At 59.1% G+C, this 23706-nt stretch carries 22 protein-coding genes; 12 read left to right on the forward strand and 10 right to left on the reverse strand.

The genetic code is table 11. From position 1 onward, the window contains the following. Window positions 1-140 precede the first annotated feature (140 nt). The 4 genes from ASQ50_RS05320 to ASQ50_RS05335 all read left to right on the forward strand — a co-directional run bounded on the left by ASQ50_RS05320 (window position 141) and on the right by ASQ50_RS05335 (window position 5868). Window positions 141-959: an enoyl-CoA hydratase/isomerase family protein gene (locus ASQ50_RS05320; RefSeq protein ID WP_058092106.1), complete on the forward strand. Its 819-nt coding sequence runs from the start codon at window positions 141-143 to the stop codon at window positions 957-959. 229 nt (window positions 960-1188) lie between these two features. Continuing rightward, window positions 1189-3147, forward strand: coding sequence for an acetyl/propionyl/methylcrotonyl-CoA carboxylase subunit alpha (locus ASQ50_RS05325; protein ID WP_082888537.1), 1959 nt, complete (start codon window positions 1189-1191; stop codon window positions 3145-3147). Beyond that, the gene (locus ASQ50_RS05330; protein WP_058092108.1) at window positions 3144-3968 is read left to right on the forward strand and encodes an SDR family oxidoreductase; all 825 of its coding nucleotides are present in this window, start codon (window positions 3144-3146) and stop codon (window positions 3966-3968) included. Before ASQ50_RS05325 ends, ASQ50_RS05330 begins: the two co-directional genes overlap by 4 nt. A 70-nt stretch (window positions 3969-4038) precedes the next feature. Beyond that, on the forward strand, window positions 4039-5868 hold the full coding sequence (locus tag ASQ50_RS05335; RefSeq protein ID WP_058092109.1) for a long-chain-acyl-CoA synthetase: 1830 nt from the start codon (window positions 4039-4041) through the stop codon (window positions 5866-5868). A 204-nt stretch (window positions 5869-6072) separates the two neighbouring features. Here the strand turns inward: ASQ50_RS05335 and ASQ50_RS05340 are convergent, their stop codons facing one another. Next, a complete protein-coding gene (locus tag ASQ50_RS05340) occupies window positions 6073-7053 on the reverse strand; it encodes an NADPH:quinone oxidoreductase family protein (protein ID WP_058092110.1) in 981 nt (326 codons plus the stop codon). 163 nt (window positions 7054-7216) lie between these two features. Continuing rightward, complete coding sequence (locus ASQ50_RS05345; protein WP_058092111.1) at window positions 7217-7786, reverse strand: BLUF domain-containing protein; 570 nt, start codon at window positions 7784-7786, stop codon at window positions 7217-7219. A gap of 222 nt (window positions 7787-8008) precedes the next feature. On the opposite strand from ASQ50_RS05345, the gene ASQ50_RS05350 reads away from it, so the two are divergent. The 5 genes from ASQ50_RS05350 (at window position 8009) to ASQ50_RS05370 (ending at window position 12676) form a co-directional block, all read left to right on the forward strand. Beyond that, window positions 8009-8626 (forward strand): trimeric intracellular cation channel family protein, encoded by a 618-nt coding sequence (locus ASQ50_RS05350; RefSeq protein ID WP_058092112.1) that lies wholly within the window; start codon window positions 8009-8011, stop codon window positions 8624-8626. Between the two features lie 137 nt (window positions 8627-8763). After that, window positions 8764-10062 carry an NCS2 family permease gene (locus tag ASQ50_RS05355; protein ID WP_058092113.1) on the forward strand — a complete coding sequence of 433 codons (1299 nt, stop codon included), beginning with the start codon at window positions 8764-8766 and terminating at the stop codon, window positions 10060-10062. A gap of 22 nt (window positions 10063-10084) precedes the next feature. Then, window positions 10085-10627, forward strand: a complete 543-nt coding sequence (locus ASQ50_RS05360) for an adenine phosphoribosyltransferase (RefSeq protein WP_022989975.1) — start codon at window positions 10085-10087, stop codon at window positions 10625-10627. 21 nt (window positions 10628-10648) lie between these two features. Next, complete coding sequence (locus ASQ50_RS05365; protein WP_058092114.1) at window positions 10649-11311, forward strand: fumarylacetoacetate hydrolase family protein; 663 nt, start codon at window positions 10649-10651, stop codon at window positions 11309-11311. 60 nt (window positions 11312-11371) lie between these two features. Further along, a complete protein-coding gene (locus ASQ50_RS05370; protein WP_058092115.1) occupies window positions 11372-12676 on the forward strand; it encodes an ABC1 kinase family protein in 1305 nt (434 codons plus the stop codon). Window positions 12677-12845: 169 nt separating this feature from the next. Here the strand turns inward: ASQ50_RS05370 and ASQ50_RS05375 are convergent, their stop codons facing one another. Both ASQ50_RS05375 and ASQ50_RS05380 read right to left on the reverse strand, forming a co-directional pair. Next, window positions 12846-13523, reverse strand: coding sequence for an SIR2 family NAD-dependent protein deacylase (locus ASQ50_RS05375; protein ID WP_058092116.1), 678 nt, complete (start codon window positions 13521-13523; stop codon window positions 12846-12848). A gap of 32 nt (window positions 13524-13555) precedes the next feature. Further along, window positions 13556-14959: an FAD-binding oxidoreductase gene (locus ASQ50_RS05380; protein WP_058092117.1), complete on the reverse strand. Its 1404-nt coding sequence runs from the start codon at window positions 14957-14959 to the stop codon at window positions 13556-13558. Window positions 14960-15146: 187 nt separating this feature from the next. Here ASQ50_RS05380 and serA point away from each other — a divergent pair, with 187 nt between their 5' ends. Together serA and ASQ50_RS05390 are read left to right on the forward strand one after the other, a co-directional pair. Then, complete coding sequence (gene serA / locus ASQ50_RS05385) at window positions 15147-16376, forward strand: phosphoglycerate dehydrogenase (protein ID WP_058092118.1); 1230 nt, start codon at window positions 15147-15149, stop codon at window positions 16374-16376. Between the two features lie 197 nt (window positions 16377-16573). Then, a complete protein-coding gene (locus ASQ50_RS05390) occupies window positions 16574-16858 on the forward strand; it encodes a hypothetical protein (protein ID WP_058092119.1) in 285 nt (94 codons plus the stop codon). 88 nt (window positions 16859-16946) lie between these two features. On the opposite strand, the gene ASQ50_RS05395 is transcribed toward ASQ50_RS05390, so the two are convergent. Together ASQ50_RS05395 and ASQ50_RS05400 are read right to left on the reverse strand one after the other, a co-directional pair. Further along, window positions 16947-17603, reverse strand: coding sequence for an OmpA family protein (locus ASQ50_RS05395; RefSeq protein WP_058092228.1), 657 nt, complete (start codon window positions 17601-17603; stop codon window positions 16947-16949). 56 nt (window positions 17604-17659) lie between these two features. Further along, a complete protein-coding gene (locus ASQ50_RS05400; protein ID WP_058092120.1) occupies window positions 17660-18649 on the reverse strand; it encodes an alpha/beta hydrolase in 990 nt (329 codons plus the stop codon). Between the two features lie 70 nt (window positions 18650-18719). On the opposite strand from ASQ50_RS05400, the gene ASQ50_RS05405 reads away from it, so the two are divergent. After that, complete coding sequence (locus ASQ50_RS05405; protein WP_058092121.1) at window positions 18720-19613, forward strand: alpha/beta hydrolase; 894 nt, start codon at window positions 18720-18722, stop codon at window positions 19611-19613. Here the strand turns inward: ASQ50_RS05405 and ASQ50_RS05410 are convergent. The 4 genes from ASQ50_RS05410 to ASQ50_RS05425 are packed head-to-tail and all read right to left on the reverse strand — an operon-like array spanning window position 19591 to window position 23614. Beyond that, window positions 19591-19869 (reverse strand): GIY-YIG nuclease family protein, encoded by a 279-nt coding sequence (locus ASQ50_RS05410; RefSeq protein ID WP_058092122.1) that lies wholly within the window; start codon window positions 19867-19869, stop codon window positions 19591-19593. The genes ASQ50_RS05405 and ASQ50_RS05410 overlap by 23 nt on opposite strands. Beyond that, window positions 19862-20767, reverse strand: coding sequence for a DMT family transporter (locus ASQ50_RS05415; protein WP_058092123.1), 906 nt, complete (start codon window positions 20765-20767; stop codon window positions 19862-19864). The genes ASQ50_RS05410 and ASQ50_RS05415 overlap by 8 nt, the downstream gene beginning before the upstream one ends. Next, the gene (locus ASQ50_RS05420) at window positions 20760-22145 is read right to left on the reverse strand and encodes a sigma-54-dependent transcriptional regulator (protein WP_058092124.1); all 1386 of its coding nucleotides are present in this window, start codon (window positions 22143-22145) and stop codon (window positions 20760-20762) included. Before ASQ50_RS05420 ends, ASQ50_RS05415 begins: the two co-directional genes overlap by 8 nt. Next, on the reverse strand, window positions 22142-23614 hold the full coding sequence (locus ASQ50_RS05425) for an ATP-binding protein (protein WP_058092125.1): 1473 nt from the start codon (window positions 23612-23614) through the stop codon (window positions 22142-22144). Before ASQ50_RS05425 ends, ASQ50_RS05420 begins: the two co-directional genes overlap by 4 nt. Between the last annotated feature and the right edge of the window lie 92 nt (window positions 23615-23706).

The following is a 23706-nucleotide window of genomic DNA, read 5'->3' on the forward strand; positions in this document are numbered from 1 at the left end:
GGCCATGAGGCGGGGTTCCCCTTCCGGGACACGCCTACAAGCACATCCCTGTGGGCTCGTTTCGGGCCGTCCATGGCCCTCAACGGTCCCGGAAGGGGAACCCCGCCTCATGGCCCCAAACGTTTTACGTGGAGTCCTATATGGAATACCAACTACCACAATGCGAAACCCTGATACTTGAAAAACAGGGCCCGACGCTGCTCATTACGATTAACAGACCCGACGTTCGCAACGCCATGAGCCTCCACATGGTCGCGGAACTGTCCACCGTGTTCAGCGAAGTCGAACATGACGACAGCATCCGCGCCGCCGTCATCCGCGGGGCCGGTGGACACTTCTGCGCCGGCGGCGACATCAAAGACATGGCCGGTGCCCGGGGCCAGAAAGCCGGCGAAGGCCGCGACGACCCGTTCTACAAACTCAACCGCGCCTTCGGCCAGATGATCCAGCAGGTCAACGAATCCTCAAAAGTCGTCATCGCCATCACCGAAGGCGCCGTGATGGGCGGCGGCTTCGGCCTGGCCTGCGTCTCTGACCTCGCCATCGCCGGCCCGACGGCCAAGTTCGGCATGCCGGAAACCACCCTCGGCGTAATCCCGGCCCAGATCGCCCCGTTCGTGGTCGAACGCATCGGCCTGACCCAGGCCCGCCGGCTGGCGCTACTGGGTTTGAGAATCGACGCAACGGAAGCCTGCACTCTCGGCATCGTCCACCAGGTTGCAGAATCCGAAGAACAACTCAGCGACATGCTCAACCAGGCTCTGGAACGTGTCCGCCTGTGCGCCCCAAATGCCACGGCAGAAACCAAAGCCCTGCTGCACCGGGTGGGCCATGAAGCCATGGCCGGCCTACTGGATGACGCCGCCGAGAAATTCGCCGCGGCCATCCGGGGGCCAGAGGGGATGGAAGGCACCATGGCGTTCATGCAAAAGCGCGAACCAAAGTGGGCCGAGAGCTGAAAACAACGACAACAAATACACGCTGTTCAATACCAGTTGAGCAGGCAAGCACAAAGACAGCGGGAGCGCCGCTGTCAGGGTGGTCCTCCGGAAAATCTCGGAGGCCATGGATGGCCGGAGCGAAGCGCACATGGATGTGCTCGTAGCGTTTTTCCGGAGGACCACCCTGACAGTGGTGCGGACAGACGCCATTAGTTGGCGGTCTTCGCAGATAAGGTAGGTAATGGGCATGCTAAAAAAACTATTAATCGCAAACCGTGGCGAAATCGCCGTCAGGGTCATCCAGACAGCCAAGGCGTTGGGCTACCGAACCGTTGCCGTCTACTCCGAAGCCGACGCCAACGCCCTGCACGTCGAACAAGCCGACGAAGCCGTCTGCATAGGCCCAGCACAAGTGGCCGCCTCCTACCTGAACGCCGACGCTATCCTCGATGCCGCAAAGAAAACCGGAGCCGACTGCATCCACCCAGGCTACGGCTTCCTCTCCGAAAACTCCGGCTTCGCCAAAGCCATCAAACAGGTCGGCCTCACCTTCGTCGGCCCACCCGAAAACGCCATCGAACTCATGGGCAGCAAACGCCGCTCCAAAATCGCCATGCAAGAGGCTGGCGTACCCGTCGTCCCCGGCTTTGAGGGCAACAATGCCAATGACGATGAACTCATCACCGCCGCCAAAGACATCGGCTACCCCCTCATGCTCAAAGCCTCCGCCGGCGGTGGCGGCCGGGGCATGCGCCTGGTCGAGAGCGAAAACGAGCTGGCCGACAACATCAAACGGGCCCGCTCCGAAGCCAAACAGGCCTTTGGTGACGACGAACTGATCATCGAAAAAGCCGTCATCGAACCTCGCCACGTGGAAATCCAGGTCTTTGCCGATCGCCATGGCAACGCCGTGTACCTGGGCGAACGGGACTGCTCCGTGCAGCGCCGGCACCAGAAAGTGGTTGAAGAAGCGCCCTCACCCTTTGTTACCCCTGAGTTGCGCAAAGCCATGGGCGAAGCGGCCGTCAAAGCCGCCCTGGCCTGCGGTTACGAAGGCGCCGGCACCGTGGAATTCCTGGTCGACAAAGACCGCAACTTCTACTTCCTGGAAATGAACACCCGCCTGCAGGTGGAACACCCGGTCACCGAACTGATCACTGGTCAGGACCTGGTCGCCTGGCAGCTGATGGTCGCCGAAGGCCGCCCGCTGCCGCTGGCGCAGGATGAGATTGAACTCAACGGCCACGCCATCGAAGTGCGCCTGTACGCCGAAGACCCGGCCAGCGGCTTTACCCCGCAAACCGGCACCTTGCATCAATTTACCCCGGCCGAAGGTGACGGCTTGCGCTACGACACCGGCGTGCGCTCCGGCGATGTGGTCAGCCCCCACTACGACCCCATGCTGGCGAAAGTCATTGCCTGGGGCCAGAACCGGGACGAAGCTCGCCGCCGGCTGATCCGAGCCTTGGAAGATACCGCCGTATTTGGTGTGACCACCAACCGGCACTTCCTCAGTCGCATTATTGCCGACGACACCTTCGGTGCCGGTGAAGCCACTACCGCCTTCCTGCAACAGGCGTTCAAAAATGATCCATCCCTAGCGCCCCAGCGGCTCACTATCCGTGAACGGGCCCTGAGCGCCTGCGTTCTCAGCCTGAGCGGCAAAGGTCAGGAAGGCTGGAGCAATGCCCCGGCCACGGTCATGCCCATGAAGCTGGAAACTCAGGATGACAGCCTGGAACTGCTGGTCCGCCACAGCGGCCACACACTGCAGGTATCCCACGGCGAAGAACATTATGAGCTGCAACTGCAAAGCCAGGAACCTGGCCTGCTATGCATTATCGACAATGGGGTTCGTCAGCGGTGCCAATACTACCGGAGCGGAGATTCCCTATATTTGCAGGCATTCGGGCGCTCCTGGTCAGTTCGGGACATCACCCACCAGCCGGCACAGGGTGCCCAAGGCGCTGGCAGTGGCAAGGTACAGGCCAGCATGGATGGCGGCATCATTGATGTTTTGGTGGCCGAAGGGGATCAGGTGGAACAGGGCCAGACTCTGGTGATTCTGGAGGCCATGAAAATGGAGCACCCGGTGAAGGCCGATCGCAGCGGCACCGTCGGCCAATTGCTCGCCCGGCAGGGTGATCAGGTTAAACGGGGCCAACTGCTGGTTCAGGTAGAAGCAAACGAGGAGGCCGACGCATGAGCCGACTCCATCAACGCACCGTGTTCATCACCGGCGGAAGCCGGGGCATCGGCCGCGCCATCGCCCTGGCCTGCGCCCGGGAAGGGGCCAATGTGGTGATTGGCGCCAAGACCGATACACCGCATGCGAAGTTACCGGGCACCATCCACACCGTGGCGGAGGAAATTCGCAACGCAGGCGGCCAGGCGCTGCCGCTGGTGTTGGACGTGCGGGATGAACGCCAGGTAAGGCAACGAATGGAAGAAGCCGCCGATCAGTTCGGCGGCATCGACGTACTGGTGAACAACGCGGGCGCCATCCGGCTGACTGGTGTCGAAAACCTGAAGGTAAGCCGCTACGACCTGATGCACCAGGTCAATGCCCGGGCGGTGTTCACGTGCAGCCAGGCTGCCCTGCCCTGGCTGAAGCAATCCGGTGGCCACATCCTGAGCCTGTCGCCGCCACTGAACCTGAACACCCGGTGGTTTGCCCAATACGGGCCTTACACCACCACAAAATATGGGATGACCATGCTCAGCATGGGTATGGCCGAGGAATTCCGCCGCTACGGCATTGCCGTGAACTGCCTGTGGCCAAAAACGCTGATCGCCACGGCGGCCATCGAGTACGAAGTGGGCGGGCCGCAACTCATGGCCCAGGGCCGCAAACCGGAGATCATGGCGGATGCGGCGGTTAGCATTCTCTCCCGCACCGCAGATGAACTGACGGGGCAGGCGCTGATTGATGAAGAAGTACTTCGACAGGATGGCGTCGAAGATTTTGAACACTACCGGTACGCCCAGGGCGACAAACCGCTACTGCCGGATCTGTTCCTGGATTAGCCGCGGGGCTTTGAGTGTTGCTCCGCGGTTCAAAACTCATAAAGACATTGACGACTGAAACGGAAGCAACATGAGCCAAGACATCGTAACCGCGCGCGACATCCTACGCAGCCTGCCAACGGTCCTGAAAAAATTTCCCTATGTAGCCAAGGGGCTCTATTACTACCGGTTGAAGGACGATAACAAAGACCTGACACTGGGCCGGCTGGTTGAACGCAACGCTGACAAATACCCCAATCGCCCGGCCATTCTGTTCGATGATCGTACCCTTACCTGGTCAGAGCTCGACGCCTGGAGCAACCGGATTGCCCACTACCTGAAAGACCAGGGGCTGGTGAAGGGCGATGCCATTGCCGTGCTGCTGGATAACCGCCCGGAACTGCTGGCCACCGTGGTTGGCGCCGCCAAGGTTGGCGTGGCCTGCGCCATGCTGAATACCTCGCAGAAGGGCAAAGTCCTGGCCCACAGCATCAACCTGATCCAGCCTCGTATGCTGGTGGTGGGCGCTGAGCTGGTTGACCACGCCGAGGGCGTGCGCGACGACATCCAACTTCGCCATACCAAGCCCCTGCAATACCTGGCCGATGCCAATACCCTGAACACGTTTGGTGAAGCACCGCAGGGCTACATCAACATGGCGCTCGAAGTCAGCCAGCGGTCGTCCACCCGTCCCATGCTCTCCAACAACGTCACCATGGGCGATACGGCTGTTTATCTGTACACATCCGGCACCACTGGCTTGCCCAAGGCCGCCCCTGGCTCACACCGCAAGTTTATCCGGGCCTATGGCGGCTTTGGCATGCTGTCCCTGGCCATGGAGCCAGAAGACGTTCTGTACTGCACCTTGCCCCTGTATCACGGCACCGCGCTGCTGGTGTGCTGGGGCTCGGTACTGGCCGGCGGCTCCGCCATCGCCCTGCGCCGAAAGTTCTCCGCCAGCGCGTTCTGGGACGATGTTCGGAAATACAACGCCACCACCTTCGGCTATGTCGGCGAACTCTGCCGCTACCTGCTGAACCAGCCCGCCAGCGAGCAGGACCGCAACCACGGCCTGACCAAAATGATCGGAAATGGCCTGCGCCCGTCCATCTGGACCGAGTTCAAGGAGCGTTTCGGCATCGACAAAGTGGCGGAGCTGTACGCTTCGTCTGAGGGCAACATCGGCTTCAGCAACTTCTTCAACATGGACAACACCGTGGGTTTCTCCACAGCCCCGTACAAGCTGGTGAAGTACCACGAAGGCACCCGCGACCCGATCCGCAATGACAAAGGTCGCCTGCAAGAAGTGAAGAAAGGCCAGCCGGGTTTGCTGATCGGCGAGATCAACAAGAAATGGGCGTTCGAGGGCTACACCCAGAAAGAGGCCACGGAAAAATCGATCCTTCGCGATGCCTTCAAAAAAGGCGATGCCTGGTTCAATACCGGTGACGTGCTGAAAGAAATCGGCTGCCGGCACCTGCAGTTTGTCGACCGCATGGGCGATACCTTCCGCTGGAAGGGTGAGAATGTTTCAACCACGGAGGTGGAGAACATCATCGACGGCTCCGGTATGGTTCAGGAGGCGATTGTCTATGGTGTGGAAATTCCGAAAACCAACGGCAAGGCGGGCATGGTGACACTGGTACCGCAGAATCCGGAGGCGGAGTTTGATGCCGATAAGCTGTTTACTTACCTTCAGGACAATTTGCCACCGTATGCGATACCGGTATTCGTGCGGGTAACCCACGCCATCGAGAAGACGGGGACGTTCAAGTACCGGAAGGTGGATATCCAGAAGCTTGGCTATTCGCTGGACCGTCCCCATGAGGAGGTTTATGCCTGGCTTCCGGGATCATCCGGTTATACGCAGCTTACGCCGGAGTTGGTGGCCGATATCGATTCTGGCGGAGTTCGGTTTTGACTTTTTGTGGTGGGGGCTAGTTTAGCACCAGCCTGCTGGGTTTCGGAGGTGGTGAGAGTGGGGACTCCCTTCCAAAAAATCTTGAGGGCCAGGGATGGCCCGAACGAAGCGCACATGGATGTGCTTGTAGCGTTTTTTTGGAAGACGTCCCCAACCCGGCGCACACCTGAACCAGAAGGCTAGGAAACCAGCTCAGACCAAGGTTCAGGAACCAACCCGAAGAACGATCTTGCCCGTGGCACGGCGACCAGTCAGGGCACCCAGAGCCTCGGCGTACTGGTCGAATTCGAATACCTCGCTGACCTTCGGGTCGATTTTGCCTTCGCTGTACAACTGCAACAGCTCCATCATGTTCTGGGCACTGGCCTCCGGCTCACGCTGGGTGAAGCTGCCCCAGAACACCCCGACCACCGAACAGCCCTTCAGCAACGTCAGGTTTGCCGGCACCTTCGGAATATCGCCTGCCGCAAAACCGATGATCAGATGGCGGCCGTTCCAGGCCATGGAGCGCAGGGCCTGTTCGGTGAAATCGCCGCCGACCGGGTCATAGATCACGTCCACGCCCTTGCCTTTGGTGAGCTTCTTCACCGCTTCCTTCAGGGATTCCTCAGAATAATTGATCAGCTCATCAGCACCGGCGGCCTTGGCCACCTCCAGCTTTTCGGCTGTGCTGGCCGCCGCGATTACCTTCGCGCCCATGGCCTTGCCAAGTTCCACCGTAGCCAGACCAACGCCACCACTGGCGCCCAGCACAAGCAGGGTCTCACCCGGCTGGATGTTGGCCCGCTGTTTCAACGCGTAATAGGAGGTGCCATACACCATCATGAAACCGGCCGCCTGCTCATAAGGCATGCCGTCTGGAAGGGGCAGCAGATTCGATTCGGGGGCAACGACTTCCTCGGCAAACGCACCCCAACCTGTGAGAGCCGCCACGCGGTCGCCTGGCTTGAAGCGGGTAACTTTCTCGCCCACTTCAATCACTTCACCCGCCAGTTCGCCGCCCGGTGAAAACGGCATGGGTGGCTGCAACTGGTACTTGCCCTCGATGATCAGGGTATCCGGGAAGTTGAGGCCCGCGGCCTTGACCCGGATTTTCACGCCCCGGCCCTTGGCCTCCGGGCTTGGAATGTCTTCAATAACCAGGTTTTCGGCTGGTCCGTATTCTTTGCACAGAATGGCTTTCATGATCTCTCCTGATGCCTTGGGGCCGATCCGCGTGACTGCAGTATTCGGGCTCAAGCGGCGTCTTGTTCAGCTTTTTTATTGAATCGCACCAAGCTAAACGCAGTTGCATCATGAAGCAAATCAAGATCGCTTATCGTTTCGCATAAACCACGCTAATTCAGCCTTACAACAGAGTCGCGCTAAACGCCAGCGCCACCACCAGCCCCACCGCAGCAATAACCAGACCGGCTTTAAGGCCTGGTGACAGGGTTTGTGGGGCGGGCGATTTACTGCGGACCGGCTCATCGTAGTTGACCAGCTTCTGGTCCTGGCTGGAGCGTCGGATCAGGTCAATCATTTCTTCACATTGGGTGCTGTCAAAAGCGGATGGATTGAACTCTGGCAAGTGGTGCTTCTGAAGAAATGCCTGAACATCTGCAGATGCCGGCACGTACTTCATCGACCAGTTTGTGAACGACCGCTCGGCCACCGGCTCCTCGATCAACGTCCGGACATTACGATGCCTTGGGTCCTGAAGAATTCTCTGGTAAGTGTCCCGAACGGCTTCTTCTTCGCCTTCCAGGTATTGGAAAAAGCGGTTGTCACCGTAATACAGACCGCCCACAAGGCCCACTTTTCCGTTGTTCCGACGAGACACAAGCAGAATACGGGCAACGTGGGGCTCCACTCCTTTCTCCAGGGGCTTGGCTTCAAAGGTCGCTTCACTGGCGTAGGCAAGACGAATCAGCGGCATTTATGGTGTACTCCGGATCAATGAAAACAGGGGTCGGTGAACATACGCCCTGCCAGGGGCTGACAGATCACTCCCCGGGTAATTCTGCATCCTGTCTCTGTTCTTCATCCTGGCCCGGCACCATGGGGTGTCGTCAGGTGAATTCGAGCCCGTTTTCAGCTATCCTTCGCGCTCCCGTTTGATCACCTTTGCTTACGTACACTTTCTGCCCCAGAGCCGGCCATGTTCGACATCATCTATACACTTGAAATGATTGGGGTTGTGGCATTTGCCATTTCCGGCATGATTGTCGCGCGTTCGAAGAACATGGACCCCGTGGGCATTTTCGCCATCGGTTTTATAACGGCCTTGGGCGGTGGCACGTTGCGGGATCTGATCATGGATAACCACCCGCTGTACTGGATCAAGCACCAGGAACAGCCCATCCTGATTCTGGCCATGGCGATTGTGTTCAGTTACTGGAGCCGGGCGCACAGCCTCAAGGAATCCCGTATCGTTTTCCCGGATGCCATTGGCCTCGGCATTTTCTCGATTCTCGGCGCCCAGCTGGCGCTGGATCTGGGCCATTCCTGGTTTATCGCGTCCATGCTCGGGGTAATGACGGGCTGCTTCGGCGGCGCACTGCGCGACACTCTGTGCAACGAAGTCCCCTTCATCTTTCGTAAGGATCAGATCTACGCCTCCATCGCATTCGCCGGATGCTGGCTGTACTTTGTGTGCCAGTGGTTCCTGGAAAGCGAGTCTATCGCCCTGACCATCGGCCTGTTGTTCATAGTAACCGTACGCATGCTGGCCGTCCGTTTCGATATCCGGCTACAGCGAGATCACAGCACGGGCTGAACGGTCAATCATTCCTTGGCCTTGGCCTGAGCCCCGTGAGCCGGTAAGATTGCCGTTTTTTCACCCAGTTCACGATTTCCGCACGTAAACAGAGTTTCAAACCCCAACCCAGGCATCCCGAGAGGCAGACCCCCGTCATGCTTGAACGACTGTTCCAACTCCAGGCCCACGGCACTACTGTCCGTAAAGAAGTGGTCGCGGGCATTACCACCTTCCTGACCATGGCTTACATCATCGTGGTCAACCCCAGCCTGTTGTCTTCCACCGGCATGGATTTTGGTGCCGTGTTCGTGGCGACCTGCCTGGCGGCAGTGATCGGCACCCTGATAATGGGCCTATGGGCCAACTACCCCATCGCCCTGGCCCCGGGTATGGGCCTGAACGCGTTCTTCTCGTTCACCGTGGTTGGCAGCATGGGCTATACCTGGCAGGTAGCTCTGGGAGCCGTGTTCCTGTCCGGTTTCCTGTTCTTCCTGTTGAGCATCTTCAAGGTGCGGGAGTGGATCATCAATTCCATTCCCATGTCTTTGCGGTTTGGCATTTCTGCCGGCATTGGCTTCTTCCTGGCCCTGATCGCCCTGAAGAACGCCGGCATTGTGGTTGATCACCCCGCCACGCTGGTCAGCCTGGGTGACGTCATGGTGCCCGAGGCACTGCTGTTCTTCGGTGGTTTTGTGCTGATCTGCGCGTTGTCTTTCCGTCAGATCACCGGCTCTGTGATGATCGGCATTATCGCCATTACGGTGATCGCGATGATGCTGGGTATGGTGGAATACCAGGGGCTTGTGTCGGCGCCGCCAAGCATTGCCCCCACCTTCATGCAACTGGACCTGGCCGGCGCCCTGAACGTGGGCATGATCAGCGTGGTGTTTGCCTTCCTGTTTGTGGATCTGTTCGATACTTCCGGCACCCTGGTGGGCGCTGCCCAGAAAGGCGGCCTGCTGGATAAAGACGGCAAACTGCCGCGCCTGGGCCGGGCCCTGATGTCGGATTCGGTAGCAACCATGGCGGGCTCTGCCCTGGGCACCTCCACCACCACCAGTTATGTGGAATCCACCGCCGGTATCGCGGCCGGTGGCCGCACCGGCCTGACTGCCGTCGTGGTCGCCCTGCTGTTCCTGGCCTGCCTGCTATTCTCACCCATTGCCAGCGTGATCCCGCCTTACGCAACGGCCCCGGCGTTGCTTTACGTTGCCTGTCTGATGGCCAGTGGTCTGAAACTGGTGGACTGGGACGACATCACCGACATCGCGCCCGCCATCGTTACCGCGTTGATGATGCCGCTGACCTTTTCCATCGCCCACGGCATCGCCCTCGGTTTCATTACCTACGTTGCCGTCAAGGCACTGGCCGGCAAGTGGTCCGACCTGAACTGGAGCGTGACTGTGATTGCCGTCGTCTTCGTTCTGAAATTCATGTTCCTGGACCTGGCGTAAGCCGGGTCCGTACAGGTGAGTTATGGATTATTTTTCCGAAAGCATTAAAAAGGCCATCCGCACGGTACCGGACTGGCCCAAGCCTGGCGTGTCCTTCCGGGACATCACCACGGTGCTGCAAGACAAGACGGCTTTCCGAAAGCTGATTGACGCCTTTGTGCACCGCTACCACGGCCAGCACATCGATGCCGTCGCCGCCGTTGATGCCCGCGGCTTTATCATCGGCTCGGCCCTGGCCTATGAGCTGAACGCTTCGCTGGTGTTGGTGCGCAAGAAAGGCAAGCTGCCGTTCGACACCATGGTAGAAGACTACGAGCTGGAATACGGCACCGCGTCTGTCGAGCTGCATAAAGATGCCTTCAAGCCCGGCGACAAAGTTGTCCTGGTCGACGACCTGATTGCCACCGGCGGCACCATGCTGGCCGCCACCCGCCTGATCCGCCGCATCGGCGCGGAAATCGTGGAAGTGGCCGCGATGATCGACCTGCCGGACCTGGGTGGTTCCCGCAAGCTGCAGGAAGAAGGCCTGCAGGTTTATACTGTGTGTTCATTCGACGGAGAATAACCACCGTTAAAGGAGGCGACCATGCCTGATTATCAGCACCACTGGAAAGACGGTACGCCCGTTCACCTGCCCCTTGGCAAGATCGTGTGCATTGGTCGCAACTACGCCGAACACGCCCGGGAACTGAACAACCCGGTGCCGGACGAGCCGCTGCTGTTTATCAAACCCTCAACGGCAGCGGTGCACATCACCCGCCCTCTGGACTTCCCCCGCAACCAGGGCGAAGTCCACTTTGAAACTGAGCTGGCCGTGCTCATCGGCCGGCCGCTCACCAACGCCTCTGCCAGCGAAGCCGAGGGTGCCGTTCTGGGCTATGGCCTGGCGCTGGACCTGACGCTGCGGGATGTGCAAAGCAAGCTCAAGGAGAAAGGCCAGCCCTGGGAGCGGGCCAAGGCCTTTGACGGCGCCTGCCCGCTCTCCCCGTTTGTGGCTGCCGACAAGCTTCCCAAAGGCAATGTCCGTTTCACTCTGGACATAAACGGACAACGCCAACAGACCGGCGACACCCGTGATATGCTGAACCCCATTGTGCCGCTGATCGCCCACATGAGCAGCCAGTTCACCCTTCAGCCCGGGGACGTGGTGCTGACCGGAACCCCCAAAGGGGTCGGGCCGCTCGTCTCCGGCCAGACCCTGTCTCTGGAACTGGAAGATGTGCTGTTTGTGGAGACAACAGTGGTCTGATTTGCCCGCCTGAACGCATATTCAGGCGAACCACGCGTTTCAGGGGAAACAGACAGGACCATGGCGAAGAAACCAGTTACGTCCCGTACAGGACGCTTCTTCAAACTCGCAGGCATGACCGCCTCCGTGGCGGGCCAGTACGCCGGCCAAAGGGCCCGGCGCATGTTTCGCACCGTCGACGACGAAGGTGCTCGTAGCGAAAGTTACACCCGTATGGCCGGCGAGATTGCCGACACTTTGGGTGAACTCAAGGGTGCAGTGATGAAGGTGGGGCAAATTGCGTCCCAGACCCAGGACTTCCTGCCCAAAGAGTTTTCCCAGGCTCTGGAAAAGCTCCAGAAAGAAGCCCCACCCATGCCTTTCGATGTCATTCTTGCGCAGGTGGAGAGCGAGCTGGGCAAACCGGTGGGTGAACTGTTCGAGTACCTGCAGGAAACCCCTTACGCGTCCGCCTCCATTGGCCAGGTACATCGCGCCCGCCTGCACGACGGCACCGATGTGATCGTCAAGGTGCAGTACCCCGGTGTCGACGAGTCCTGCGATTCCGACCTCAAGCAACTGCGCCTGGCCCTGAAGCTCGGCGGCCTGTTGAAGATGCCGAAGGAGACCGTAGACCAGCTGTTCGGCGAAATCCGCCTGCGCCTGAAAGAAGAACTGGACTACGAAAACGAAGCCCGCAATCTCAAGCTCTTTCACGAATTCCACAAAGACCAGCCCTGGGTAGTGATTCCGGAGGTGGTCGACAGCCACTCCACCCGGCGGGTACTGACCCTGGAGCTGGTGGAAGGTGACCACGTCAGCCAGGTGACCCCGGAACGCTACAGCCAGGACACTCTTAACGAAATCGGCCACAGAATCTTCACCATCATGGCCGACCAGCTGTTCCGCTTCCAATGCATCCACGGCGACCCACACGCGGGCAACTTTGCCTACCGGCCCGATGGCACCATCATCATGTATGACTTTGGGTGCGTGAAGAAGCTGAAGCCGGAGATTGTGGAGGCCTACCGCAAGGCACTGATTGCCGCTCTAGATGAGGACTATCAGGCCCTGGATCAATACCTGATCGATCTTGGCGCCAGGGTTGATAACCAACCAGCCGTAGACGAAGCCTATTACGCCATGTGGCGAGACATCCTGATCATTCCGTTCCTGAATGATGAGCCTTACGACTTTGCCGAGGCCGACATCCACAAGCACGTAGCGGCAAAAACCAGCACCGTGTTCAAGTACCTGGATTACTTCAAACCGCCGGTGGAAAGTATCTTTATTGACCGAATGATTGCGGGGCATTACTGGATGTTGAAACGGCTGGGTGTGCAGGCGGCTTTCAGATCAGAATTGGAAAAATACCTGAGAGGATGAGGAACGAGCCCTGTCGGGGAGTGCCAAACATAGAGCACAGCGCTGCTGTCGGGAAGGCTTTCCAAAACACGCTCCTTGCGGCACATCCCTGTGACGCTTGGGCTCCGCCATCCATGGCTCCGCACAGTTTTGGAAAGCCTTCCCGACAGCAGCACTCGAAACATGGGTGCTAGGCCAACTTCGAAACCCACTCACTCAAGCCATCACTCGCACTTTTTCGAATCACTCGAGCCCGGGAAACCGAAGCCGGCTCGCCAGGGTCAATCACCGTGATGGGCACATCAATCTCCACCTCATAAACCAGGCCGGCGGCAGGGTAAACCTGCAGAGACGTGCCCACGATCAGCAACTGGTCAGCGGCACGAACCACTTCCGCCGCCGCATCCAGCATGGGCACTTCCTCACCGAACCAGACAATATGTGGCCGCAGCTGGGTGCCTCGTTCGCATACATCGCCGGGACGGATTTCCTTGTAGCCGATGTCGTAGATCAGCTCAGGAAAACCAGAGCTGCGGGCCTTGGTGAGTTCGCCATGCAGGTGTAGAACGTTACTGGAGCCGCCCCGCTCGTGCAGGTCATCCACGTTCTGGGTGACGACGGTGACGCGATAGCGGCTTTCCAGCTCGGCCAGCAGGCGATGGGCAGGGTTGGGCTGTACCGATTCCAGCTGGTGCCGGCGCTCATTGTAGAAACGCAGCACCAACTCCTGGTTGCGGGCAAAAGCCTCCGGCGTGGCCACATCGTACACGCTGTATTGCTCCCACAGGCCGCCGCTGTCGCGGAAGGTGGAGAGACCGCTTTCGGCGCTGATGCCAGCGCCGGTGAGCACAACAATGTGTTCCTGCACTCGCCAAAAACCTCGCCTTCAACGAACCCGGATCAATCGAAGATCTTGCCCGGGTTCATAATGCCATTGGGATCGAACACCTGCTTGATGCCGCGCAGATAGGCAATTTCCGCTTCGCTGCGGGTGTACTGCAAGTATGGCTTCTTGGTCATGCCCACGCCATGTTCGGCGGAAACACTGCCCTGGTAGCGTTCAACAATCTCGAACACCCACTTGTTCACCTGCTGGCATTTCTCGAAGAAATCTTCGTTAGCCATGCCTTCAGGCTTTAGAATGTTCAGGTGCAGGTTGCCGTCTCCAATATGACCGAACCAGATAATCTCGAAATCCGGATAATGGTCGGTTACCACGCTCTCGATTTCCTGCAGAAAACCCGGCACCTTGGACACCACCACGGAAATGTCGTTCTTATAAGGCGTGCGCGGGGCGATGGATTCGGAAATCCTCTCCCGCAGCTGCCACAGGTTCTGGGCCTGGGTTTCGCTCTGGCTGATCACGCCATCCAGTACCCAGCCTTCCTCAACGCAGTGCTCGAACAGCGCCATGGCGTCGTCCATCACCTGGTCAGAGACTGCCTCGAACTCCAGCAGCGCATAATAAGGCGCTTCAGTTTCAAACGGCGCCTGCACCTGGCCGTGAGCCAGAACGTGGCCCATGGCCTGATGGGAGAAGAACTCGTAGGCGGTCAGGTCCAGCTTGCTCTGGAACTTCTGCAGAACATCCATGGTGTTGGTCAGATCACCCAGCCCCAGCACCAGTACCGTCAGATTGTCTGGCTGGCGGGTGAGCTTCATGGTGGCTTCGGTAATGAAGCCCAGGGTGCCCTCGGCACCGATAAACAGATGGCGCAGGTCGTAGCCGGTGTTGTTCTTTTCCAGGTCCTTGTTCAGGTCCAGGATATCGCCCTTACCGGTGACCACTTTCAGGCCAGCCACCCAGTCGCGGCTCATGCCGTAGCGGATCACCTTGATGCCACCGGCATTGGTGGACAGGTTGCCGCCGAGCTGGCTGGAACCCGCTGAGGCAAAATCCACCGGGTAGTACAGGCCGTTTTCTTCGGCAAAATTCTGCAACTGTTCAGTGACCACCCCAGCCTGACAGCGCACAATTCGGTCGCTGGCGTTGAAATCCAGAATCTGGTTCATGTTATCGAACGCGACGACCACCTCACCGTTCGCCGCCACAGCACCGGCACTCAACCCCGTACGTCCGCCTGAGGGCACCAGCGCTATCTGGTTCTCGTTGGCAAACTTCACCAGCGCCTGCACCTGCTCAGTGGTCTTGGGCAGAACAATTGCCAGTGGTTTGGGAGGATAAATCTTGGTCCAGTCCTTGCCGTAGGTGTCCAGGTCGGCCGGGTCCGTCAGCACTTTTCCCGGTGCACCACCGGCGGCCACCAGCTCTTTCAGGGAAGCGATGATCTGTTCGGAATTCATGGATGCGTCAGTCTCGTCAGGTTTGGGCCGGGCCTGTGGTTCGGCGATTCGCGAGAAATTGATTCAGGCAAACCGGCGCGCTGTGAAAAGTTCCTTTTATGGTATCATACCGCCCCTGTTCTGTGAGCCGGGTTGACGATCCCCGGCCGCGGTCATTTCACGTGACGAAAGGTTCGGAAGCAAGCCCATGTCAAATACGTCTCTCGAAAAGAGCAAAATCCGGATCCTGCTGCTGGAAGGCGTGCATCAATCCGCCATTGATACCCTGAACGCCGCGGGTTACACCAATATCGAATACCTGTCCCATTCCCTGGGCGAGGAAGAGCTGATCGAGAAGATTGCCGATGCGCACTTCGTCGGTATCCGGTCTCGCACCCAGCTGACCGAGAAAGTATTTGAAGCCGCCAAGAAGCTGGTGGCTGTGGGCTGCTTCTGCATCGGCACCAACCAGGTGGACCTGCAGGCTGCCACCCGCCGTGGCGTTGCCGTTTTCAACGCACCTTTCTCCAACACCCGTTCCGTAGCCGAGCTGGTACTGGCCCAGGCCATCCTGCTGCTGCGCGGCGTGCCCGAGAAGAACGCCAAGGCGCACCGGGGCGAATGGCTGAAATCCGCAAAAAACAGCTACGAAATCCGTGGCAAGAAGCTGGGCATTATCGGTTACGGCAACATCGGCACCCAGTTCAGCGTGCTGGCCGAGAGCTTGGGCATGGACGTGTACTTCTACGACGTGGTGTCCAAGCTGCCCATCGGCAACGCCACCCAGGTGGGCACCCTGCAGGAGCTGCTGAACATCGCAGACGTGGTTTCCCTGCACGTGCCGGAAACCCCGGCCACCAAGTACATGTTCAAGGCCGAGCAATTCGCCCAGATGAAGCCTGGCTCCATCCTGATGAACGCCTCCCGCGGTACCGTGGTCGACATCGATGCCCTGGCCGACGCCCTGCGTTCCGGCAAGCTGCTCGGCGCTGCCATCGACGTATTCCCGGTTGAACCGAAGTCCAACGATGAAGAGTTTATCTCTCCGCTGCGCGAGTTCGACAACTGCATCCTGACCCCACACGTGGGCGGCTCTACCATTGAGGCCCAGGAAAACATCGGTCGCGAAGTAGCCGAAAAGCTGGCCATGTACAGCGACAACGGCACCTCCGTATCCTCTGTGAACTTCCCGGAAGTGGCCCTGCCTTCGCACCCGAACCAGCACCGCCTGCTGCACATCCACGAGAACGTGCCGGGCGTGATGTCCGAGATCAACCAGGTGTTCTCCGAGAACGGCATCAACGTTTGTGGCCAGTACCTGCAAACCAAGGAAGACATCGGTTATGTGGTTATTGATGTCGACAAGGCCTACGGCGAACTGGCGCTGGAAAAACTGCGCCAGGTGAAAGGCACTATCCGTTGTCGGGTACTGTTCTGAGCGCAGTGCTTACGCTAAAAACCGGGGCCTGGCTCCGGTTTTTTTATGACATTTCGGGCCACAATACCCCGAATCAAGGTGACTTCAACAAAACTTAATCCTGACGCCCTTGAGTTTCCAGCACCCGAGGCCATGCTGGTAGGTACCACTCATTGAAACGGTCGTGGTAAATGCCCGGCCCGACAGGAGAGTTAGCTATGTCATTGAAGGATTCTTTGCAGCGAAAACTGGAAACCCAGACGGAGCACTGGAGCAAACAAATCGAAAGCCTCAGAGCCGAGGCCAATGAAAAAATTGCCAAAGCAAAGGACGAAGAAGCTGAGGCTCAGATTCAGCGGGACTTCTCAGAGCGCATTCAGGCCATGGAAGACCAGATCGAAACGGCCCGGGCCAAGCTGGGCGAGCTGAAGGAGTCTGGCGAGAACCAGCTGGATGAACTCAAAAAGCGCATTGATGAGTGGCTACCCAGTAACACCAACTGATGCTACACCTGCCAACACCGCAATCAAAAAGCCCCGGTCTTTGCCGCCGGGGCTTTTTCGTTGGGCGATGACAAAACCCGGCCGGGCTTTACTGCATCGGTACCAGGGTCAACTCAACACGGCGGTTCTGCTCACGACCAGAAGCGGTGTCGTTGGAGGCAATCGGATAACGCTGGCCATAGCCCACCGCGCGGGTCCGGCGCGGTTCAATGCCCTGATTCAGCAGGAAGTCACGAACGGATGAGGCGCGGCGCTCTGACAACAGCTGGTTGTAGTTTTCAGACCCTGTGCTGTCCGTGTGGCCTTCAATCTGAATGATCGTCTTATCGAATTCCTTGAGCACCAGAGCCACGGATTCCAGGGTGTCGTTGAAGCCAGGGCGGATGGTGGACTGGTTAGTATCGAACGTGATGTTGCCAGGCATGATCAATTCAATCTGGTCACCGTTACGAACCACCCGAACGCCAGTGCCTTCCAGCTTATGACGCAGCTCGGCTTCCTGACGATCCATGTAGTAGCCGATACCGCCACCAATAGCAGCACCACCGGCGGCGCCGATCAGGGCACCCTTGCCACGGTCGCTGCGGCTGGAGGTAGCAGCACCCACCGCCGCACCACCGATAGCACCAATGATGCTGCCCTTGGTGGCACTGGAGGTTTTCTCTTCGCCGGTGTACGGGTCGTAAGTCATACAACCGCTAAGGCCAACGGTTGCCACTGCAAAGGCAAGAATGGTCTTTTTCACTGTGTTCTCCTGCTTCAGTTCCTGACTGGCGGCCACGCGTGGCACAAACCAATGCATTACTCGATGAAAGTATCAATAATGGTGTTAAACACCGTCGCCTGCAAATCCTGCGCTTCGTTTACCAGATGATGACGCCCATCCGGGATTCTTTGTTCCCTTACTGAGGCAAATTTATTCCGGATAATCCGCAAATTGTGCTGCCAGTCCACGGTCAGATCCTTTTCCCCCTGAACCACCGTCACCGGAAAATCCACCGGCCGTGCCGATTCTATATGTGGCACCCATTTACGCAGGGCAGTCACCCAATCCACATGCACGGCCCTGGCCTGCAGGGGATCATGCTCCCGCAGAAACTCCAGAAAGCGCGTGTTGCCACTGTTGGCTCCGAACACCCTCCGCCAGCGGGTCAGGAACGGCTTGACCAGACTGTGCAGAATCTTGGCGCCCAACCACCCCATGGGACGAACCAGTGGCGCCAGCAACACCACCCTGCGGAAATCCGAGGTTTCCCGGCTATGGTGATTCGACAACAGGTAGTCGATCAGAATCGCCCCGCCCGTACTCTGCCCTACTGCAAACCAGGGGCCGCGAATTTTTTCCCGCACCCGCGCCATCACCTCCGACAACACCGCCTGGTATTCCAGGAAGCTGCCGATGGCGGCCGGTGTGCCGCTCGAAAGCCCGTGCCCCGGCTGGTCGTAGGCCAAGACATCAAAACCGGCACCAAGACAGCGGTCAATCAGCTGCGAGTAGAGCCCCACATGATCAAAATAACCGTGCAGGATGAACACCGTGCCCTTGGGGGCCGACGACTCCGGCAGCCGGAAGTAATGAACCATGACCTCATGCCGCTCCGCCTTGATGTAACCCTGATGGTAGGCCACCTCCGGATGCTCTACCCACAAGTCCAGGCCATAAAAACGGCAGTAGGCTTCCATCTCGACACTGAGTTCACGGTTGATGGCCGGATCAAAGGGTTCCAGACGATCCAGCAAAGAATGTCTGTCCCAGTTCGGAATTTCTATGGTATCTGTTTTCCAGTACACGTAGAGTTAAACGCCTGTCATGAATCGAGAATTGTTCGACATCCTAACGCATTCACGAGGGAGAACACAGATGTTCCAGCCGCTTCTTGAAGCCGGGCTGCGCCAGACAATGCAGCGCTTGGTTCGCCCGATGCTCTCGAATGCTGTACCCCTGAAACTGCAACGCCAGCTGATTCGCCAGGCCTATCGGTCGTCCGTGCCGCCTCGCAGCGCCCGGTTTGTCCGGGACGATCTGGGCGATGTACCGGTGGTGCGAACCACGGCAACAGCAACGCCGTCAGGGACGATTCTCTACCTCCATGGCGGCGGCTATATCATTGGCTCTGCCAACACCCATCGAGGCATCACCGGGCATCTGGCCAAACTGTCCGGGTGCGAAGTGATTACCCCCGATTACCGCCTGGCTCCGGAACATCCGTTCCCGGCAGCGCTGGATGATGCCGAATCCGTTTACCTGGCGCTGATCAGCCAGGGACGGTCGGCCAGTAGCCTTGCCTTGGCCGGTGATTCGGCCGGCGGCGGATTATCCATCGCTCTGGCGATGAAACTGCGTGACCACAAACACCCGCTTCCCTCCTCAATCACGTGTTTCTCGCCTTGGGTCGATCTCAGCCAGGGCGCGCTCTATCAGCCGGAACGCGAGCCGGTGTTGCAGGAAAGCTGGACCGCCAACGCCGCCCGAATGTACGCCGGTGACACACCGCTGACCACGCCACTGATATCGCCGGTGTATGGCCAGCTGGATCACTTGCCACCGTTACTGATCCAGGTTGGCAGCGAGGAAATCCTGCTGAACGATGCTACCCGGCTGGCAGATGTCGCCAAGCGAGATGGCGTAGCAACCCGGCTGGAGATCTACAATAACCTGTGGCACGTGTTTCAAGTCCATTGCGGCCAACTGGACCGCGCCACCGAGGCCGTGCAGGTGGCCGCCGACAATGTCAGGGCCCATCTGGCAAGCTGAGAGCACCTCTGATAAGCGCTTCCTTACGGGCTTTGGACCAGCGTTTGACCTGCCATTCCAGTTGCGAGGCCCGGCTACGGTTGCCGACCGATGCCTGGAATGCCAGGGTCAAAGGCCCTTTGCCCCGCAGGCTGCGGGCCCCTTTGGGGGCCCCGGACTGATGCTCTGAGAAGCGGCGTTCCACGTCTGTGGTAATGCCGGTATACAGGCTGCCGGTTCTGGTGCGAACCAGATAAAGGTACCAGCCGTTATCCATGGTTGAGCCCCCGCTGCCGAACCCGAACCTTCCTCTGCTGTAACCACAACCCGGCCATGATCAGCGTCAGCCCGACGTAGGTAGACGGCAAAATGATTTCGCCGAGGATGAAGTAGATAAACACTAACGACAGAAACGGTGAGATGAAGATCAGATTGCTGACCTTCGCGGTATTCTCAGCTTTTTTCATGGCCTGGGACCAGAGTACAAACGCTATTCCCATCTCGAATACGCCAACATAGACCGCCGCCGCCAGCGACCCGCCCAATGGGAGCGACAGCCCCACCGTGTACCAGCAGGCCAGCGTTATGAACGGCAAGCCGAACAGGAAATTCAGGAACAGGCCAACCACCGGATCACGGGTGTCCCGGGTGGCAATAATCCAGTAGCTGGCCCACACCAGGGTACTGCCCAAAGCGAAGGCTACCCCCAGAGGGTCTGAAAAACTGAGGCTGGTGACCGCGCCCCGGGTAGCAATGACCACCACTCCGGCATAGCAAACCAGGCCGGCAAGAATGTCGATGCGGCGCAGTTTCTGGCCCAGAAAGGGCACCGAGAGATAGGCAAGCACCAGCGCCCAGGTGTAGTTGAGTGGCTGCGCCTCCTGGGCGGGCAGGCGATCGAAGGCGCCGAACAGGAAGAAATAGTAAAGGCACGGGTTGATCAACCCCATCCCGACGGATTGCAGATACTGCCGCCTTGTCAGCTCAAACACCCGATGCCAGCGGCCCTGTGCCACCAGGATTCCCCCCATGACCACCACCGACGCCGCACAGGCTACCAGTAACATCTGCACCGGAGCCAAATCGGCCAGGGCCAGTTTGAAGGCGGTTGCCACAGTCGACCACAGCAGCACTGTCGCCAGGCCATAGAGCATGGCCTGCTTCTGATTAGTCATTTGCCGGTCCCGTTTCGGTTTCCAACCAGCGATACAGTGTTCGCCGGTTGATACCCAGAATCTGAGCAGCCCGGCGCTTGTTACCATCCACCGCCGCCATGACCCGGCGCACATAGTCCTGCTGTAAGGCCTCCAGCGTCGGCCACTCTGACAGGTTCACCGACCCCGGTGCCGCCAGCGGCTGGGGCGAGGCCCCCTGACGTTTTCGGATGCGCTCCGGCAAATGCTCAGGCTGTATAGTATCGCCCTCGCAGAAGGTGACCGCCCGCTCAATGGCGCTGGACAGTTCCCTGACGTTACCGGGGAACGGATAGTCCCGCAGCACCCGCAGGGTCACATCACTGAGTTTGATAAACCCCCGGTTGTGGCCGCGGCAGGCCTCCTTGAGGAAATGCATCGCCAGCAGCTCAACATCTTCGCCCCGTTCCCGGAGTGGCGGAATACTCAGCGTCAGGGTTTCCAGGCGATAGTACAGATCTTCCCGGAACTCTCCCTGTTCCACCGCTTTCATCAGATCAACGTGGGTGGCGGCGAGAATCCGCACATCCACGGTTTCTTCATGATCAGAGCCCACCGGCTTGATGGAGCCTTCCTGAAGCACCCGGAGCAGCTTGGCCTGCAGCGCCAGGGGCATCTCACCAATCTCGTCCAGCAACAGGGTGCCGCCGCTGGCTTCCGCAAACAGCCCCTTGCGCCCCTGTCTGGCGCCGGTAAACGCGCCGGCTTCATGGCCAAAGAATTCACTTTCCATCAGGTCCGGCGGAATGCCCGCGCAGTTTACGGCCAGAAACGCCTGCCCGGCCCGATCACTCTGCTGATGAACCGCCCGGGCCACCAGTTCCTTGCCGGTCCCGCTTTCACCGTTGATCAATACCGCCGCCTGGCTGCGAGCCACCTGGCGGATTTCGGTGCGCAAGCGCGCCATGGCGGAACTGTCTCCCACCAGGCCCAGGTTATCTCCGCCATTCTGGCTCGCCTGAATCTCCGCCAACTGCCGGTTGATGTCCGCCTGGGCCAACAGCCGCTTTATCTTGAGCCTCAGGTGATCGGTCGACAACGGCTTGGTCAGAAAATCGTCAGCACCCGCTTTCAGTGCATCCACCGCCTGATCGACCGTGCCAAAGGCGGTAATCACGATAAACGGAATGCCCGGGTGCTCTGCCTGCTGAAACGACAGCACCTGCAGGCCGTCGCCATCCGGCAATCGCAGGTCGGAGACAATCAGGCTTGGCCGCTGGCCCCGCAGTTGCTGCCGGGCCTCATCAACGGTCCCGGCCCGGAGCATGGCGTAGCCGTCCATCTCCAGCTCTTCGGCCAGCAACTGGCCCAGGCTCTGGTCATCCTCAACCAGTAATATGGTCGCTACCGAATCACTCATACGCCAGCCTCCCTGGGAAAATACAGACTCATTCGACACCCGCCCAGACTGCTTTCTTCCACACCTACGCGACCTCCATGCTCCTTCATGACACTGCTCACAACCGCCAGCCCAAGGCCAGTCCCTTCGCCGGCGGGGCGGGTACTGTAGAAGGGCTCGAAGATCCTGTCCCGGTCCTCAGGCGCGATGCCCGGGCCGTCATCCTCTACCCGGATTTCCCAGCAATCACTGGACTGGTGAGCCGTCACCCTGAGCCGGCTGCGGGCGGACTGACAGCCATTTCGGATCACGTTCAGACACGCCAGACCAGCCCGCAGCGGCTCGGCCCGGGTAGGCATAGGTTGATCAAAGCCATCGGTTTCCAGCCGACAATGGCTGCAACGTTCATCTTCGGAGGCGCGGGCCATAACGTCTCGCAGAACATCAGACAGGTCCAGTGGCCGCCTGGAGTCAGGCACATGGCGGAAACAGTCCAGCAGCTGCTGAATGATAGTGGTCATCCGCTGCACCTGGTGCTCGATATCCGTAAGGTGCCGCTGTTGATCGTCCGGCAGCCCGGCCCTGGCGAGTATCCGGGCACGGCCCTGAATCACATTCAGCGGCGCCCCCAACTCATGGGCCACCCCGCCGGCAACGCGGCCGATCATGGCCACCTTCTCCTGATACTCCAGTTGTTCCGCCAGCGCTCTTTCCCGGGCGATCCGGTCTTCGATCTCCGCCTCGGCATCGCCCATGCGCCGGCCCATATCCCGAATACCCCGGTGAATCTGTCGCAACTCCCGCGGCCCTGCCGCAGGGGTCGCCAGAAACCAACGGCCAGGCGCCAATTTATCCATGTTCTCCATCAATCCATTCACGTGGCGCCCCACAGTACGGTAATGCCCCAGAACCACCACCAGGATGATGGTCACCGCGAGCACAGACCAGATACCCACCGCCCACCAGCGGCTTGATGCCACCAGGTCGTGGAAGTCACTGCGCTGTCTGGTCACCTGTAGCAGCCCCTGAATACGGCCGTCTTCGCCGACCAGCGGCGTGAACTGCGAAAACACCGATTCGCCATCCACCCGCCGGAAAGCACCACCCAGCTCGCCACTGGCGATCACCCGCTCGGCACTCACGCTGTTGGTGACGTCAGAATCCGCCACCCCAAGGCTGGCCACCCGGTTACCTTCTTCATCAAACACAGACGCCCCGGAAATGCGGCCAATCTGGAAGATGGACTTGAGGGATTCCCCAAGCACCAGTTCATCTTTCTCCACCAGGGCATTGGACAGCGGGCCGCTGACCGCCCTGGCAACCAGCTCAAGGTCTTCACGAAGGCGTTCATTCAATGCTTTTTCAACCGCGCCCAGGCCGATGTATATCGCAATACCGCTGAACAGCAGCAGCGGAACCACGATGCTCAGAACCAGCGTCAGCTGCAACGAACGAAACAGGTCACCAATTCGGCGGCCAAGGGAAGCCATGAGCGATTCCTATGTAGAAGTGTCACAGCATTTGTGCCACATGTGGCATTTCGCCACAACCAGAATTACCCGAACGTAATGCCAAAATAAAT

Origin of the sequence: Marinobacter sp. LQ44, from assembly GCF_001447155.2 — a bacterium.
In the GTDB taxonomy this organism is placed as follows: Bacteria; Pseudomonadota; Gammaproteobacteria; order Pseudomonadales; family Oleiphilaceae; genus Marinobacter.

Bases quoted from the DNA above. Each gene is read 5' to 3' on its own strand.
- ASQ50_RS05420 (WP_058092124.1), bottom strand. From the start codon at position 22,145: ATGAGTGATTCGGTAGCGACCATATTACTGGTTGAGGATGACCAGAGC.
- ASQ50_RS05355 (WP_058092113.1), top strand. From the start codon at position 8,764: ATGCTTGAACGACTGTTCCAACTCCAGGCCCACGGCACTACTGTCCGT.
- serA (WP_058092118.1), top strand. From the start codon at position 15,147: ATGTCAAATACGTCTCTCGAAAAGAGCAAAATCCGGATCCTGCTGCTG.
- ASQ50_RS05415 (WP_058092123.1), bottom strand. From the start codon at position 20,767: ATGACTAATCAGAAGCAGGCCATGCTCTATGGCCTGGCGACAGTGCTG.
- ASQ50_RS05335 (WP_058092109.1), top strand. From the start codon at position 4,039: ATGAGCCAAGACATCGTAACCGCGCGCGACATCCTACGCAGCCTGCCA.
- ASQ50_RS05325 (WP_082888537.1), top strand. From the start codon at position 1,189: ATGCTAAAAAAACTATTAATCGCAAACCGTGGCGAAATCGCCGTCAGG.
- ASQ50_RS05370 (WP_058092115.1), top strand. From the start codon at position 11,372: ATGGCGAAGAAACCAGTTACGTCCCGTACAGGACGCTTCTTCAAACTC.
- ASQ50_RS05330 (WP_058092108.1), top strand. From the start codon at position 3,144: ATGAGCCGACTCCATCAACGCACCGTGTTCATCACCGGCGGAAGCCGG.
- ASQ50_RS05360 (WP_022989975.1), top strand. From the start codon at position 10,085: ATGGATTATTTTTCCGAAAGCATTAAAAAGGCCATCCGCACGGTACCG.
- ASQ50_RS05320 (WP_058092106.1), top strand. From the start codon at position 141: ATGGAATACCAACTACCACAATGCGAAACCCTGATACTTGAAAAACAG.
- ASQ50_RS05340 (WP_058092110.1), bottom strand. From the start codon at position 7,053: ATGAAAGCCATTCTGTGCAAAGAATACGGACCAGCCGAAAACCTGGTT.
- ASQ50_RS05380 (WP_058092117.1), bottom strand. From the start codon at position 14,959: ATGAATTCCGAACAGATCATCGCTTCCCTGAAAGAGCTGGTGGCCGCC.
- ASQ50_RS05410 (WP_058092122.1), bottom strand. From the start codon at position 19,869: ATGGATAACGGCTGGTACCTTTATCTGGTTCGCACCAGAACCGGCAGC.
- ASQ50_RS05365 (WP_058092114.1), top strand. From the start codon at position 10,649: ATGCCTGATTATCAGCACCACTGGAAAGACGGTACGCCCGTTCACCTG.
- ASQ50_RS05350 (WP_058092112.1), top strand. From the start codon at position 8,009: ATGTTCGACATCATCTATACACTTGAAATGATTGGGGTTGTGGCATTT.
- ASQ50_RS05345 (WP_058092111.1), bottom strand. From the start codon at position 7,786: ATGCCGCTGATTCGTCTTGCCTACGCCAGTGAAGCGACCTTTGAAGCC.
- ASQ50_RS05390 (WP_058092119.1), top strand. From the start codon at position 16,574: ATGTCATTGAAGGATTCTTTGCAGCGAAAACTGGAAACCCAGACGGAG.
- ASQ50_RS05425 (WP_058092125.1), bottom strand. From the start codon at position 23,614: ATGGCTTCCCTTGGCCGCCGAATTGGTGACCTGTTTCGTTCGTTGCAG.
- ASQ50_RS05405 (WP_058092121.1), top strand. From the start codon at position 18,720: ATGTTCCAGCCGCTTCTTGAAGCCGGGCTGCGCCAGACAATGCAGCGC.